This is a genomic window from Streptomyces sp. NPDC028314, from assembly GCF_055565795.1.
The window spans coordinates 343035-357068 of sequence record NZ_JBVHTP010000002.1; the positions used below are offsets into that span (position 1 = coordinate 343035).

At 73.5% G+C, this 14034-nt stretch carries 13 protein-coding genes and 1 pseudogene; 9 read left to right on the forward strand and 5 right to left on the reverse strand.

Translation table 11 applies throughout. From position 1 onward, the window contains the following. Nucleotides 1–52: 52 nt before the first annotated feature. The 3 genes from ACZ4TG_RS05750 to ACZ4TG_RS05760 all read left to right on the forward strand — a co-directional run bounded on the left by ACZ4TG_RS05750 (nt 53) and on the right by ACZ4TG_RS05760 (nt 3617). On the forward strand, nt 53–1267 hold the full coding sequence (locus ACZ4TG_RS05750; protein ID WP_468160064.1) for an FAD-dependent monooxygenase: 1215 nt from the start codon (nt 53–55) through the stop codon (nt 1265–1267). Between the two features lie 128 nt (nt 1268–1395). Continuing rightward, nucleotides 1396–3285 carry a C1 family peptidase gene (locus ACZ4TG_RS05755; protein ID WP_468160065.1) on the forward strand — a complete coding sequence of 630 codons (1890 nt, stop codon included), beginning with the start codon at nt 1396–1398 and terminating at the stop codon, nt 3283–3285. 11 nt (nt 3286–3296) lie between these two features. Beyond that, nucleotides 3297–3617 (forward strand): protease inhibitor I42 family protein, encoded by a 321-nt coding sequence (locus tag ACZ4TG_RS05760; protein WP_468160066.1) that lies wholly within the window; start codon nt 3297–3299, stop codon nt 3615–3617. Here the strand turns inward: ACZ4TG_RS05760 and ACZ4TG_RS05765 are convergent. Then, on the reverse strand, nt 3592–4815 hold the full coding sequence (locus ACZ4TG_RS05765; protein WP_468160067.1) for a DUF418 domain-containing protein: 1224 nt from the start codon (nt 4813–4815) through the stop codon (nt 3592–3594). The two genes, ACZ4TG_RS05760 and ACZ4TG_RS05765, sit on opposite strands and share 26 nt — an antisense overlap. A 172-nt stretch (nt 4816–4987) precedes the next feature. Between ACZ4TG_RS05765 and ACZ4TG_RS05770 the strand changes: the two genes are divergently transcribed. Together ACZ4TG_RS05770 and ACZ4TG_RS05775 are read left to right on the forward strand one after the other, a co-directional pair. Next, nucleotides 4988–5638 carry a GntR family transcriptional regulator gene (locus ACZ4TG_RS05770; protein ID WP_468160068.1) on the forward strand — a complete coding sequence of 217 codons (651 nt, stop codon included), beginning with the start codon at nt 4988–4990 and terminating at the stop codon, nt 5636–5638. Further along, the gene (locus ACZ4TG_RS05775; RefSeq protein WP_468160069.1) at nt 5635–6942 is read left to right on the forward strand and encodes an MFS transporter; all 1308 of its coding nucleotides are present in this window, start codon (nt 5635–5637) and stop codon (nt 6940–6942) included. Before ACZ4TG_RS05770 ends, ACZ4TG_RS05775 begins: the two co-directional genes overlap by 4 nt. A 13-nt stretch (nt 6943–6955) precedes the next feature. On the opposite strand, the gene ACZ4TG_RS05780 is transcribed toward ACZ4TG_RS05775, so the two are convergent. Then, nucleotides 6956–7780 (reverse strand): maleylpyruvate isomerase family mycothiol-dependent enzyme, encoded by an 825-nt coding sequence (locus tag ACZ4TG_RS05780; protein ID WP_468160070.1) that lies wholly within the window; start codon nt 7778–7780, stop codon nt 6956–6958. A 137-nt stretch (nt 7781–7917) separates the two neighbouring features. On the opposite strand from ACZ4TG_RS05780, the gene ACZ4TG_RS05785 reads away from it, so the two are divergent. Then, nucleotides 7918–8697 carry a carbon-nitrogen family hydrolase gene (locus ACZ4TG_RS05785; protein WP_468160071.1) on the forward strand — a complete coding sequence of 260 codons (780 nt, stop codon included), beginning with the start codon at nt 7918–7920 and terminating at the stop codon, nt 8695–8697. Nucleotides 8698–8784: 87 nt separating this feature from the next. Continuing rightward, complete coding sequence (locus tag ACZ4TG_RS05790) at nt 8785–9186, forward strand: hypothetical protein (RefSeq protein ID WP_468160072.1); 402 nt, start codon at nt 8785–8787, stop codon at nt 9184–9186. On the opposite strand, the gene ACZ4TG_RS05795 is transcribed toward ACZ4TG_RS05790, so the two are convergent. After that, nucleotides 9183–9707 carry an LURP-one-related/scramblase family protein gene (locus ACZ4TG_RS05795; protein WP_468160073.1) on the reverse strand — a complete coding sequence of 175 codons (525 nt, stop codon included), beginning with the start codon at nt 9705–9707 and terminating at the stop codon, nt 9183–9185. The genes ACZ4TG_RS05790 and ACZ4TG_RS05795 overlap by 4 nt on opposite strands. A 32-nt stretch (nt 9708–9739) precedes the next feature. On the opposite strand from ACZ4TG_RS05795, the gene ACZ4TG_RS05800 reads away from it, so the two are divergent. Continuing rightward, the gene (locus tag ACZ4TG_RS05800; protein WP_468160074.1) at nt 9740–10558 is read left to right on the forward strand and encodes an ATP-grasp domain-containing protein; all 819 of its coding nucleotides are present in this window, start codon (nt 9740–9742) and stop codon (nt 10556–10558) included. Here ACZ4TG_RS05800 and ACZ4TG_RS05805 read toward each other — a convergent pair. Further along, nucleotides 10548–11588 (reverse strand): acyltransferase family protein, encoded by a 1041-nt coding sequence (locus ACZ4TG_RS05805; protein WP_468160075.1) that lies wholly within the window; start codon nt 11586–11588, stop codon nt 10548–10550. The two genes, ACZ4TG_RS05800 and ACZ4TG_RS05805, sit on opposite strands and share 11 nt — an antisense overlap. Nucleotides 11589–11865: 277 nt before the next feature. On the opposite strand from ACZ4TG_RS05805, the gene ACZ4TG_RS05810 reads away from it, so the two are divergent. Next, nucleotides 11866–13701 (forward strand): NHL domain-containing thioredoxin family protein, encoded by a 1836-nt coding sequence (locus ACZ4TG_RS05810; protein WP_468160076.1) that lies wholly within the window; start codon nt 11866–11868, stop codon nt 13699–13701. On the opposite strand, the pseudogene ACZ4TG_RS05815 reads toward ACZ4TG_RS05810, so the two are convergent. Beyond that, nucleotides 13646–14034 (reverse strand): annotated as a pseudogene (locus ACZ4TG_RS05815) (hypothetical protein); the annotation flags it as partial. The gene ACZ4TG_RS05810 and the pseudogene ACZ4TG_RS05815 sit on opposite strands and share 56 nt — an antisense overlap.

A 14034-nucleotide genomic window follows, 5' to 3' on the forward strand; every position in this document is an offset into this window, starting at 1 on the left:
CGGGGACCGGACCCCGGCCTTCGCCGGATCCGGGACGCCCTATGGTGTTTCCATGCGAGACGCATCGGTCGCGGTCGTGGGCGGGAGCATTGCGGGCTGCGCGTTCGCCTCGGCGGCGGCGCGGGCCGGGGCGGGCGAGGTGGTGGTGCTGGAGCGCACCCTCGGCCGGCTGGAGGACCGCGGAGTGGGCCTGTGCATCCATGACGAACGGGCCGCGGAGCTCGGCGCGACCGGGGCGCTGCCCGCCGGGATCGCGCGGCATCCGCTGGCCCGGCGCAGGTGGGTGGTCCGGGACGCGGCCGCCGGCCCGGCCGGGCGGGTGATCTGGGAGCAGCCGTTCCCCTTCCACTCGTACCACTGGGGCCTGCTGTGGCGCGGGCTCCGGGAGGCCACCCCCGGCTCGGTGGTGTACCGGCAGGGCGAGGCGGTGACCGGCGTGTCGGGGGAGGCCGGCGGGGCCGGGTTACGGCTGGCGGGCGGGGCGGTCGAGCGGTACGACCTGGTGGTCGGCGCCGACGGGTACCGGTCGGTCGTACGGGAGGCCGTGTGCCCCGAATCCCGCCCCCACTACGCGGGTTACGTCTGCTGGCGGGGGAACTTCGACGCCGCGGCGCTGGATTCGGCGGGCGTCGGGGAGTGGCCCGCGGACACCGTGAGCACCGTCTGCTTCCCGGGCGGCAGCTGCGTGATCTACCGGATCCCGGGTCCGGAGGGACTGCGGGTCAACTGGGTGCTGTACGCCGCGCCCCCGGTGGCGGCCGGGCTGCGGCTGGACGACCCGACGAGCTTCCCGCCGGGGACGGTGTCCGGGGAGCTGGCCGCACGGCTCGCGGAGCTGCTGGAGCGGGAGTTCCCGCCGTACTGGGGGCAGGTGCTCGGGCTGACCGCGCCGGAGCAGACCTATGTGCAGCCCATCTACGACCTGGAGCCCGCCCGCACCACCTCCGGCCGGCTCCTGCTCGCCGGGGACGCCGCGACCGTGGTGCGGCCGCACAACACGAGCGGCGCGGCCAAGGCCCTTCAGGACGCCACCGCCTTCGAGGCGCAGTGGGCCCGCGCGGGGTCGTGGGAGGAGCTGCTGCGCGGCTACGAGCGGGCCCGGGGCGGGGCGGGGCGGGAGCTCGTCGCGCTGGCCAGGCGGCTCGGGCGGGCGCAGGTGGAACGGACCCCGGCCTGGGTGGAGATGGACCCGCCGGGGATGGCGGCGTGGTGGCAGGGCCAGCTGGCCGGGGCGTCGGGCATCGGGGGCCAGGCGATGGCCCCGTAGGACCCGGCCCGTACGACCCCCGTGCCACCGCGCGACCTCGCCGCCCCCCTTGACGCCCCCCGGCGCCAGGTGGACGCTCCCGGGTCTCGCTCGCATCGGGGCGGGCGAACGCACACTGGGGGGCCGGTATGCCGCAGGAGTCTGTCCGGACGGCGGGGGAGCTGCGGGCGCAGCTCGTGGAGCAGGGCGCGCGATGGTCCGTGAGCGAGCAGCTGGCCGACGAGGAGCCCGTGCCGCGGCCCTCGCTCGGTCTGGAACCGGGGGCCGGTCTGACGCTCGCCGAGGAGGCGGGGCCCGTCGACCTGGCGGGGCTGGTCGGGCGGGTCAGCGGCAATCCGGACCTCACCCGGCGCAGGGCCGCGCACGGCCTGCTGCCCGGGTCGGGGGGCCCGGTCGTGGGGGCGCGGCCGGCCGCCGTGGACTGGCGGAGCCGCTGGGGCTGGCCGTGGATCACCAAGGTGAAGGACCAGAACCCGTGCGGGTCGTGCTGGGCCTTCGGGGCGGCCGGGCTGGTCGAGTCGATGGCCCGGATAGAGCACGGGGTGTGGGCCGAGCGGTCCGAGGGGGACGTGCACGACGGGCTGAAGTGCGCCTGCGGGCAGGGCTCCAGCCCCGAGGCGGCGCTGGACTGGATCCAGGCCAACGGCGGGCTCGCGGACCCGGACTGCTGGCCGTACTCCACTCCCCCGCCGGGCCTGCCCGCCGAGCGGCGCGACGCCTGGCGGGCCGAGTACACGCCCAGCTGGGACCGGTCGGGCCGGACGGTGCGGATCACCGACTACGTGCGGCTCGGCGACGTCGAGCAGCAGAAGGTCTGGCTGGACGCGGTCGGCCCGCTGACCGCCTGCTTCGACGTGTACGACGACTTCTTCGGGCTCGGCTCCGGCGTGTACCACCGTACGAGCGACCAACTGGCGGGCGGGCACTGCGTGCTGATCGTCGGCTACGACGACGCGGCCGGCTGCTGGCTGTTCAAGAACTCCTGGGGGACCGGCTACCACGTCGGCGGATACGGCCGGATCGCCTACGGCGAGGCCAACATCGACCACTGGGCCAAGTGCGGGCTGCGCGGCACCAACATCGACCCGTGGAGCAAGCGGCGCCTGCACGCGGGCAGCGTCTACGAGAGCGGCAACGGCCGCGCCCACCGCAACTTCGAGATGCTGGCCACGGCCGGCGCCGGCCGTCTCCAGCACTGGTGGCGCGAGGGCGACGCCCCCTTCGGCTGGACCCGCGCCGGGGCGTTCGCGAACGACGCCTCGGGTCAGCCGGCCTTCACCGGGACCACCTACAACCGCAACATGGAGTCCCTGCACGTCACCACGGGCGGCCGGCTGCGCCACTGGTACTACGAGCAGTCCGGCGGCGCCTGGCGCGACGGCGGCGTCTTCGGCCCGGGTGACGCGGCGGTCGGCTCGACCCCGGCCTTCATCCAGAGCGATTACGGCAAGCCCGGCAACTTCGAGGTGGTCGTCCGGACCGCCGAGGGCCGGCTGAACCACTGGTGGCGGATCAACGGCGCCCCCTGGACCTGGAACGACGGCGGCCGCTTCGCCTCAGGGATCGCCCACTACGGCCCGGCCCTCGTCCAGACCCGCGGCCGCCGCCTCGACCTGGTCGCCGCCCGCACCGACGGCCGGATGCAGCTGTGGTGGCGCGACGACCACAACGGCTTCGCCTGGCGCCCCGGCGAGGTCTTCGGCGGCGGGATCATCTCGGCGCCCTGCCTGATCGAGGCCCAGTACGGGGCCGTCGACGAGGACACCGCCGGGAACTACGAGCTGTGCGCCGTCGCGGCGGGCGGCCGGGTCGAGCACTGGTGGCGCGGGAACGCCGGGGGCACAGCGTGGAGCCGCGGCGCGGTCTTCGGGCACGACGCGCAGGCCGTCACCGGGATGCTCCAGGGCAGCTTCGGGTTCAACCTGGAAGTGATCGTCCTGCGCACCGACCGCCTCCTGCAGCACTACTGGCGCGACGGCGCGGGCTGGCACGAGGGGTCGGTGATCGGCCCGGCCTGAGAGGGGTGCCGGTGGAGGTGCGGAGCATCACGCTCGCGCCGGGTGAGTCGTACGAGCTGCGGCTGACCGGGCGCGGGGCGCGCGGTTACGTGTGGACCTGGCAGGTCGCCGGGGACGCGGACGCGGTCTCGGTGCAGGAGGTCCCGCAGGACTCCGGGGCCCCGGTGCTGCCGGGGGCCCCGGTGGAGCGGGTGTACCTGGTCCGCGGCCGCTGTCCGGGAGGCCGGTCGCGGGTGCGCTTCGCCCAGGTCCGGCCGCCGTACCCGCAGGAGGCCCCGTACGACGAGTTCCTGCTGGAGGTGGAGGTCAGCCCCGGGCCTGCCGGGGCTTGAGGGCCCACTGCTGTACGGATTCCAGCGGGCCCTTCTCGAAGCGGCGCAGCCACAGCCGGGAGCCGGCCACCAGGGTCAGGCCCACCGCCGCCCACAGGCCCATCACCCACCAGGGGCCGGTGCCCGCGAGGCGGGTGGCCAGGCCCAGCCCGAGGCCGTAGCAGAGCAGCATGCACAGCAGGTTCTGGGCGACGTAGCAGGACAGGGCGGTGCGGCCGACCGAGCCGAGGGCGCCGGTCACGGCTGCGGTCACGGCGCCGGTCACCCTGCCGGTCGCGGCGCCGGGGGCCCTCAGGCGGTCCAGGGCGATGCCGATCAGGCCCATGTAGCCGACGGCGATCAGCGGGGCGATCCCGTAGCGGCCCAGGACGAAGCAGTCGGAGCCGCCGAGCGCGGCCAGGGCGCCGAGCGGCATCCCCAGGCCCAGCCCCCAGGCGGCCATCCGGCCCCGGATGCGGCGGCCGTCGGGGGTGGGGGCGAAGGCGCCCGCGCGGTGCAGGCGCACGCCGAGCAGGAAGAGGAAGACGAGCAGCCCGAAGGTGAAGACGGGTTCGATGCGCAGGGCCAGGGCGTTGTCGAACCGGAAGGAGACCTGCTCGGCCCAGCTGCCGTCGGCGTACAGCGCGACGGCGTCCGCGCCGGGCGACTTCGGGCCGCCGTCGGGGGTGGCCGCGTCGCCGGCCGTCACCAGGGCGACCAGGGCCAGGTGCAGCCCGCCCGCCGTCCACATCACCCGGCGCTGGACCCGTTCGGAGCGGGCCAGCAGCCGGGCGACGAGGAGCGCGGTGACGGCGTAGCCCATCAGCACGTCCCAGGCGAAGACCAGCAGGAAGTGGACGGTGCCTTCGAGGAAGAGGAAGGCGGCCCGCCGCCAGTAGCGGCCAGGCCAGGGGTTGCCGCGACGGGCGGCGGAGTCGTACTGGATGGCCAGGCCGACTCCGAACAGGATCGTCAGCAGGGACAGGAACTTGCCGTCCGCGAGGAAGCGGAAGACGCTCTCCGCGAGGTTCGCGGGGGACGGGTCGGCCAGTACGTCGGGCGTGTCCAGGCCGACCTGGAGCACGCCCCACTCCGAGCCGGGGGAGGCGAAGATCCAGACGTTGGTCATGAGCGTGCCGAGGATCGCGGCGCCCCGCAGCACGTCGAGGAGGGGCAGGCGGGTCGCGGTCACCGGTGGTGTGAGCAGGGTTTCGGCCATGACTTCAGCCTCCCGGCGCGCGGGGCGGCGTACGTCCTGCCGACGGACGAAGCGGCGGTACATCCTTCGATGCACGGGCGGGGCCGGCGCCTCGTCCCCGGTCGGCCCGGTGCGGCCGTCCGGATGCTGGACGGCGAGACCGTTGTACCCCTCATGTATCTATCCTGTGCGCATGCCTGCCTCAGCCACCGCCGTCACCGCCGCCGACCGCGTCTACCGGCACGTCAAACAGGGGGTGCTGGACCGCCGCTTCGAGGGCGGGGTGCTGCTCACCGAGGGCGAGGTCGCCGAGGCCGTCGGGGTGTCGCGCACGCCGGTGCGCGAGGCGCTGCTGCGGCTGGAGACCGAGGGGCTGCTGAAGCTCTACCCCAAGAAGGGCGCGCTGGTGCTGCCGGTCTCCGCGCAGGAGATCGCCGACGTCATCGAAACCCGCCTGCTGGTCGAGGAGTTCACCGTACGCAGGGCCGTGCCGGCCCCGCCCGGACTGCTGGACCGGCTGGCCGGGCTCATCGAGGAGCAGCGCCGGCACGCCGACGCGGGCGACCTGGTCGCCCTGATGGCCGCCGACCGGGGCTTCCACGCCGAGATCGTGCGCAGCGCCGGGAACCAGATCCTGGCCCGGCTCTACGACCAGCTCCGCGACCGCCAGCTGCGGATGGGCGTGGCCCTGCTGCACGCCCACCCGGACCGGGTGGAGCGGTCGCTGGCCGAGCACGCCGAGATCCTGGACGCGCTGCGGGCCGGGGACGCCGAGACCGCCGCCGCCGCCGTACGGGCGCACGTGGGCCGGGTCGGGGCACTGGTGCGGGGGTCCGGCCGATGAGCCTCCCCCAGGACCCGCCGGGCGGCCGGCGGGCCGTGGCCGTCTGGTCGATCGGCGTCGCCGTCTACTTCGTCGCGGTGATCTTCCGTACCAGCCTGGGCGTCGCCGGACTCGAAGCCGCCGACCGCTTCCAGGTCAACGCCTCGGCCCTGTCCGCCTTCTCGCTGCTCCAGCTGCTGGTCTACGCGGGCATGCAGGTCCCCGTCGGCCTGATGGTGGACCGGCTCGGCACGAAGAAGGTGCTCACGCTCGGGGCGGTCCTCTTCACCGCCGGGCAGATCGGCTTCGCCCTGTCGCCCTCGTACGGGATGGCGCTGGCCGCGCGGGCCCTGCTGGGCTGCGGTGACGCGATGACCTTCATCTCCGTACTGCGGCTCGGCACGCGGTGGTTCCCCGCCCGGCGCGGACCGCTGATGGCCCAGCTGGCCGGGCTGGTCGGCATGGCCGGCAACCTGGTCTCCACACTGGTGCTGGCACCCGTACTGCACGGGGTCGGCTGGGTTCCGGCCTTCGCGGGCAGCGCGGTGGCGGGGCTGGTCGTCATGGTCCCGCTTGTGCTGTTCCTGCGGGACCACCCGGAGGGGTACGCGCCCGCACCGGCGCAGGCGTCGGGCGCGGGCGGCTTCGTACGCCGCCAGATAGCGCAGTCCTGGCGGGAGCCCGGCACCAGGCTCGGGCTGTGGGTGCACTTCACCACGCAGTTCCCGGCGATGGTGTTCCTGCTGCTGTGGGGCATGCCGTTCCTCGTCGAGGCGCAGGGGCTGTCGCGGACCACCGCGGGCGGGCTGCTGACCCTGGTCGTCGCCTCGAACATGGCCTTCGGGCTGGTCTACGGCCAGCTCATCGGCCGCCGCCAGTCCGCGCGGATACCGCTGGCGCTGGGCACGGTGGGGGTGACGGCCCTGCTGTGGGCCTCGGTCCTGGCCTACCCGGGGGACCGGGCCCCGATGTGGCTGCTGGTCGCGCTGTGCGTGGTGCTCGGGACCTGCGGTCCGGCGTCGATGATCGGCTTCGACTTCGCGCGGCCGGCGAATCCCGCCGAGCGGCAGGGCACGGCCTCCGGGATCACCAACATGGGAGGCTTCCTCGCCTCGATGACGACCCTGCTGGCGGTGGGGATCCTGCTCGACGCCACCGGGGACAACTACCGGATCGCCTTCTCGTCGGTGTTCTTCCTGGAGCTCCTCGGCCTCACGCAGATCCTCCGCCTGCGCGCCCGGGCCCTCGCCCGCGAAGGGGAGCGCCGGCCGGTCGTCCCGGACCGGTCCGGCCCCGTCGCCCCGGCCGCGAAGACCCCGGCGTAGGACCCCGGGGTCCCTACGGGGTCACGGCGAAGTTCGCCAGGATGGCATCGGCCAGCCGGGAGTCGCCCTCGACCTTCACGCGGTCGGCGACGACGTGCGGCCGCACCCGGCCCGCCGCGAGACGGACGTACGTCTCCCAGTCCAGCGTCAGCGTCACGGCCGGGCCCAGCGACGGCGCCTTGTCCAGCGTGCCCCTGCCGTCCGCGTCCACCCGTACGGTCCGCATGAACTCCAGCGGGCCGTGCACGTCCAGCACCACCGCCGAATGCGCGGGCGCCCCCGCCCCCTTCGCGACCACCTTCGGCAGCCCGGCCAGCAGGAGGTCCCGCGCCACGTACGCACCCGGCGAGTCCCAGTTCCCCGGCACGCCCAGCGCCGCCCGCAGGTCCTGCTCGTGGATCCACACGTCGAACGCGCGCAGCCGCAGCGCGAGCTCCAGCGTCACCTGGTCACCCAGCGGACCCCGCACCATCGTGGCCGGATCCCGCTTCTCGTTGCGCAGCTGACGGGCCCTGCGGATGACGGTGTACTCCAGCTCCGAGGTCATCTCCGGCGCGGTGTGGTGGCGCCGTACGTCGACCTGGACCTCCATGTACCGGCTGAACTCGTCCACCACGTGGCGCAGGTCCCGCGCCACGGTGTGGATCGGCCGGGGGTCCCCGAGCTGCTCGCACTCGATGCCGATGATGTGTGACACGACGTCACGGACCGACCATCCGGGGCACGGAGTCGCCCGGTTCCACTCGCCCTCGGTCAGGGGAAGTACCAGCTCGGATATCGCCTCGATGGAATGGGTCCACGCGTCGGCGTAGGGCTGAAGGCTGGGATGGACGGTCAACGGGACCCCTCGCGTGCTGTTCAGTGGCGCGTTGTGGACTGTTCCCAAAACTACGCTGCCGGTGAGCACCCCGGCAGTGCTTTCGTGTGACGATCGTAGGCCCGAGTTGACGGCTGCAAGTCCAGGACGGTGGTAGTGTGCGCGCCTCATTGATCCAAATCGCGGTGAACGACGGGGAGTCGGTGGCTTCCCGACGCTCCAGGGTCGCCGATCTCGTACGCGAGCAGAGCGGCAGCGACCTCGTCGTGCTGCCCGAACTGTGGACCGTCGGCGCCTTCGCGTACGAGCAGTTCGAGACCGAGGCCGAGCCGATCGACGGCCCGACCTTCGAGGCGATGTCCAAGGCCGCCTCCGACGCCGGGGTCTGGCTGCACGCCGGATCCGTGGTGGAGCGCGCGGGCGACGGCTCGCTCTACAACACCGCCCTCGTCATCTCCCCGGCGGGCGAGCTGGCCGCGACCTACCGCAAGATCCACCGCTTCGGCTTCGACCAGGGCGAGGCGGTGCTGATGTCGCCCGGCGACACCCTGACCACGGTGACCCTGCCGGAACAGACCCTCGGCATCGCCACCTGCTACGACCTGCGCTTCCCGGAGCTCTTCCGCGGCCTGGTCGACGCGGGGGCGACGACGCTGGTCGTCGCCGCGGGCTGGCCGGCCCGGCGGCGGGCCCACTGGACCCTGCTGAACCGGGCCAGGGCCGTGGAGGACCAGTCGTACGTCCTGGCGTGCGGGCTGGCCGGCACCCACGCGGGCGTGGAGCAGGCCGGGCACAGCCTGGTGGTGGACCCGTGGGGCGAGGTGCTGGCGGAGGCCGGACCCGGCGAGGACGTCCTCACGGTGGACCTGGACCCGGCGAAGGTCGCCGAGACCCGCGAGCAGTTCCCGGCACTGAAGGACCGCCGCCTGGGGCGCTAGGCGGTCCTTTCCGCGTCCGGCCCTGTCGGTCGGCGCGGATCCGGGGTAAGAGGAGGACCGGTACCGACAGGAAGCAGGTGCGCCGTGGTGGCGGAGAAGACCCAGTACACCGACGAAGCCGAGGAGGCCGAGGCCGCCATCGAGGCCGCCCTGGAGCCCCACGAGCCCTCCGCCGGGGAGACCGCGGCCCGGGACCGGGTCCGCGCCGAGGCCACCGGCATGACGCACCACGAGGCGAACGCCGCCCTGGAGGCGGCCCTGGAGGACGCCGGCCCGCTGGCGGCCGCCGAGGCCCCCGTCCGGGCGGCGGTCGCGGAGTGGCAGCGCATCACCGACCTCCTCCTCGACCACGGCGGCCCCTACGCCCCCGAGGCGGACGCCTACGTACAGGGCCAGCTCACCGCCCGCTCTCGCCGCGGGGCGCGCGGCACCGGGCGGGGGCAGTCCGCCTGGTCGGCGTCCTCCACCGTCCCGGGGGAATCCGCCTAGTCGGCGTCCTCCCGCTCCTTTTCGGCCATCCGGATCACGCAGACCGCGACGGCGATCAGCAGCGCCGCGTCCGCGTCCTCCCGGATCACGTCGACGGCGTACGTCTCGCGGATCCGGTACCACTGGCGGGAGATCAGCGCGAGCAGCTCCCCCTCGTACTCCACCTTGAACTCCCGGTCGAGGATCCGGCCGCTGACATCGAGCTCGGTGCCCTCGGCCAGGGTGACCAGGAAGTGGTTGCGCAGCAGCGAGAACCGCTTCCTGCGGATCACCGCCAGGCGCCGCTCTCCCCCCGCCACCGCCGGGAGGTGCCCCCCGCGCTCCAGGGTCATCGCGTCGCGGAAGCTGAACATCTTCTCCCGCAGGGTGATCAGGACGTGCCCGTCGGGGTCCTTCAGCTCCAGGGTGTCGCGGACCCGCAGCGCCTTCCCGTCCACGAGGAAGGCGGGGCGGCCGGCCTCGTCCTCGATCCCGTAGTCGTCCCCGATGGCCAGCACTTTGTCCCGTACGAGGTATTTCATGCGCTGATCAGTGCCCGCGATAGGTTGCCGCCATGCCTCTTCTCTTCGTGACCGACCTGGCCTACCCGGCGCGCGGCCGCCGCTACTGCGACGAGGACATATTCCTCACCTCCCGGCTCCGCGAGCACCTCCCCCTGGCCCTGTGCCACCCGCTCGACGCCGAGCGGCTGATGCCCGGGTTCGACGCGGTCGTGGTGCGCAACAGCGGCCCGGTCCTGCACTACCAGGAGGCGTACGACTCCTTCCGCGCGGCCGCGCGGGCCGCCGGGACGCGCGTCTACAACCCGCTGACGGGCCGCGCGGACATGGCCGGAAAGCAGTACCTCCTGGACCTGACCACCGCCGGCTACCCGGTGATCCCCACGGTCGACGACCCGGCGCGGCTGCACCTGCTGCCGCAGGTTCCCGCGTACGCCGTCAAGCCCAAGCAGGGCGCGGACTCCATCGGGCTCACCTTCACGGCGGACCCCTCGGACCCGTCCGCCCGGCCCGGTCCGGCCGGGGCCTACCTGATCCAGCCGCGGATCGACTTCGCGTACGAGGTGTCCTTCTACTTCGTCGACGACGCCTTCCAGTACGCCCTCTACGCCCCGGACCCCGCCCGCCGCTGGGAGCTGGAGCGCTACGAGCCCACCGCGGCGGACCTGGACTTCGCCCGGTCCTTCATCGCGTGGAACACGCTCTCGCACGGGATCCAGCGCGTCGACGCCTGCCGCACCCCCAGCGGGGAGCTGCTGCTCGTCGAGCTGGAGGACCTCAACCCCTACCTGTCGCTGGACCTGCTCCCGGAGCAGGTCCGCGCATCGTTCGTGACGGCCCTCGTGGCCTCGCTGCGGTCCTTTACTTCCTGACCCGGCGGCTGCGCGTCAGCAGCTTGTGGCCGGGGGTCTCGACGAAGGTGTGCAGCGCCCAGGCGGCCGCCAGGGACACGCCGAAGGCCACGGCGACCAGCAGCAGGCCCTTGGGGAACCACGGCAGGGCCGGGTGGAAGCGGTACAGGTGCTCGCCGGTCCGGATCACCAGGATGTGGATCATGTAGAAGGCGAAGGAGATCTCCCCCAGCCGGACGCTGAGGCGCCCCCGCCAGGGCGAGGGCTCGCCGCGCAGGTCCGCCTGCGCGGCGGCGGCGATCAGGCAGCCGAAGCCGATCACCGTACAGGCCGCGTACTGGTACGGCTGATCCGTCTTGAGGCTGAGGAAGTAGCCGCCCATGGTGAGTGCGAGGGAGACGGTCAGCCCAGGGCCGCGCCACAGGCCGGACCGGACCAGCTCCGCGAGGGCCAGGCCGAGGATGAACTCGGGCAGCCGGCCGAGCGGGAAGTAGTAGCCGCCCCAGGCGACGTGCTCGGGCATGAGGTGTTCGAGCAGGGTGGGCATCGCCCACACCAGCAGGACGCAGCCGGCCGCGGCCACCAGGCTCGCGTGCCGGCCGAGGCGCCGCAGCGGCCAGATCAGCAGCGGGAAGGCGAGGTAGAAGAACGCCTCGCAGGCCAGCGACCAGCTGACGGGGTTCACACCGGCGTAGTAGCTGATGTCCGGGACCCAGGACTGGACGAGGAAGAGGTTGGCCAGCAGCTGCTTGAGGTGCGGCCTGTTGGAGGTGTCCAGGGTGAAGGCCAGCACCAGCGCGAGCACCGCGGCGACCAGGTGCAGCGGGTACACCCGGGCGAACCGTCGCCGCCAGAACCGCACGGGGCTGCCGCCGGGAGGGGTGGACCAGGCGAGGACGAAGCCCGACAGGATGAAGAAGAACGACACCCCGGTGTTGCCGACGGCGAAGGCGAAGGTGACCATTTCCCCGGCGCGCGCACCGAGGTAGCCGACGATGTGCACATGGTAGAAGAACACCATGAGCGCGGCGGTCCACCGCAAACCGGTCAAAGAGGGCAGTGAAACAGGCCTGCGGCGCTCGGTGGGGGCTGCCGTGGGGACTGTCTCCGCTGCGGACCCGAGGGCGGCCGCGCCGCCCCTCGGCTCGGCGATGCGGCCGGTTATACGATCTGTCGACACCCGCCGCAAACTAGCACGACGCCCGCGGCCCCCAGGCGAGCCCGCGAATCCCGCCGCCCGGTCCGCCGCGGGGCAGTGCCGCTCGGGGAGGTCCGCCGCTTCGTACGGGCGTGACGGGGTGTTCATGCCCGGATGGCAAGCTTGAAACATGAACGATGCTGCCCCGGCGCCCACCCCCGCGCCCGCGCCCCGCCGTCCCCGTGTCCGTGCCCCCGAGCTGATCGGCAAGGGTGGTTGGCTGAACACCGGAGGCAATGAGCTCACGCTCGCTGATCTGCGAGGTAAGTGCGTCATTGTCGATTTTTGGACCTTCTGCTGCATTAACTGCCTGCACGTCCTGGACGAGCTGCGCGAGCTGGAGGAGAAGCACCGGGACACCCTGGTGATCATCGGCGTGCACTCGCCGAAGTTCGCCCACGAGGCCGAGCACGCCGCCGTCGTCGACGCCGTCGAGCGGTACGAGGTGCACCACCCGGTGCTCGACGACCCCGAGCTGGCCACCTGGAAGCAGTACGCCGTCCGGGCCTGGCCCACGCTCGTCGTGATCGACCCCGAGGGGTACGTCGTCGCCCAGCACGCCGGTGAGGGGCACGCCCACGCCATCGCGAAGCTGGTCGAGGAGCTGGAGGCCGAGCACGAGGCCAAGGGGACCCTGCGGCGCGGCGACGGGCCCTACGTGGCCCCCGAGCCCGTGGCGAGCGACCTGCGGTTCCCCGGGAAGGCGCTGGTGCTGCCCTCGGGGAACTTCCTGGTGTCCGACTCGACCCGGCACCAGCTCGTCGAGCTCGCCGCCGACGGGGAGAGCGTCGTACGCCGCATCGGCAGCGGGGAGCGCGGTTTCGGGCCGGACGCCTTCAGCGAGCCGCAGGGCCTGGCCCTGCTTCCCGACGGCCGGGTCGTCGTCGCGGACACCGTCAACCACGCCCTGCGCACCTTCGACCCCGCGACCGGGGTCGTGGAGACCGTGGCGGGGACCGGCCGGCAGTGGTGGCAGGGGTCGCCGACCTCCGGGCCCGCCCTGGAGGTGGACCTGTCCTCGCCGTGGGACGTGGCGTGGTGGCAGGGCAAGGTGTGGATCGCCATGGCCGGTGTGCACCAGCTGTGGACCTGGGACCCGGAGACGGGCACCGTCCGGCTGGCCGCCGGGACGACCAACGAGGGGCTCGTGGACGGCCCCGCCGCCGAGGCGTGGTTTGCCCAGCCCTCGGGGCTCGCGGCGACCGAGGACCGCCTGTGGATCGCGGACGCCGAGACCAGCGCGCTGCGGTACGTCCACCGCACCGACGAGGGGTACGCCATCACCTCCGCCGTCGGCACCGGGCTGTTCGACTTCGGGCACCGCGACGGCGACGCCGGCCAGGCGCTCCTCCAGCACCCGCTGGGGGTGACCGCCCTGCCCGACGGCTCGGTCGCGGTCTGCGACACGTACAACCACGCCCTGCGCCGCTTCGACCCGGCGACGGGCGAGGTGACCACCCTGGCCACGGATCTGCGCGAGCCCAGCGACGCCGTGCTGGTCGGCGGGGACATCGTGGTCGTCGAGTCCGCCCGGCACCGGCTGACCCGGCTCCGGCTCCCGGAGGAGGCGGTACGGGTGGACGCGGTCGCCCACCGCACCCAGCGGGCCGCCACCGAGGTGGCCCCGGGCACGCTCCGCCTCGACGTCGTCTTCCAGGCGCCGAGCGGGCAGAAGCTCGACACCCGCTACGGCCCCTCGACCCGGCTGCTGGTCTCCTCGACCCCGCCCGAGCTGCTGGTGGACGGGGAGGGGCCGGGTACGGACCTGTTCCGAGAGCTGGCGCTCAACCCGGACGTCACCGAGGGGGTGCTGCACGTCTCCGCGATGGCCGCGTCCTGCGATGACGACCCGGCGAACGAGTACCCGGCCTGCCACGTCCACCAGCAGGACTGGGGCGTCCCGGTGAAGGTCACCGCCGGGGGCGCCGCCCGGCTGCCGCTCGTCCTCGCGGGGATGGACGCCTGACGGCAGGGCCTGGCCAGGGGGCCAGCAGTACGTCGAGCATCCGGTCCGCGAACGCGGCCGGCTGCTCGGAGCTTCCGGTGTGCCCGCCGGGGAACTCCGCGAGCCTGCTGCCGAAGTGCTGCGCCAGGGCGTCGGCCGGGCGCCGCAGCAGCAGGCCGCGCGAGTCCTCACCGGCCGCCGGGACCAGCCGGTCCGCGTGGGGGGCGAGCGCGGCCAGGTCCGGCAGGTGCCCGGTGAACTGGCGCAGTTCCCGCTCCAGGAAGAACGGCATGTTGGCCACCATCCGCCGGAACACCTCGGGCCGCGGTGGCGACGGGGTGTGGGCCTTCACGG

Excerpts from the sequence above, each read along its gene's own strand:
- ACZ4TG_RS05750 (WP_468160064.1), top strand. The coding sequence starts at position 53 with ATGCGAGACGCATCGGTCGCGGTCGTGGGCGGGAGCATTGCGGGCTGC.
- ACZ4TG_RS05755 (WP_468160065.1), top strand. The coding sequence starts at position 1,396 with ATGCCGCAGGAGTCTGTCCGGACGGCGGGGGAGCTGCGGGCGCAGCTC.
- ACZ4TG_RS05765 (WP_468160067.1), bottom strand. The coding sequence starts at position 4,815 with ATGGCCGAAACCCTGCTCACACCACCGGTGACCGCGACCCGCCTGCCC.
- ACZ4TG_RS05770 (WP_468160068.1), top strand. The coding sequence starts at position 4,988 with ATGCCTGCCTCAGCCACCGCCGTCACCGCCGCCGACCGCGTCTACCGG.
- ACZ4TG_RS05775 (WP_468160069.1), top strand. The coding sequence starts at position 5,635 with ATGAGCCTCCCCCAGGACCCGCCGGGCGGCCGGCGGGCCGTGGCCGTC.
- ACZ4TG_RS05795 (WP_468160073.1), bottom strand. The coding sequence starts at position 9,707 with ATGAAATACCTCGTACGGGACAAAGTGCTGGCCATCGGGGACGACTAC.
- ACZ4TG_RS05800 (WP_468160074.1), top strand. The coding sequence starts at position 9,740 with ATGCCTCTTCTCTTCGTGACCGACCTGGCCTACCCGGCGCGCGGCCGC.
- ACZ4TG_RS05810 (WP_468160076.1), top strand. The coding sequence starts at position 11,866 with ATGAACGATGCTGCCCCGGCGCCCACCCCCGCGCCCGCGCCCCGCCGT.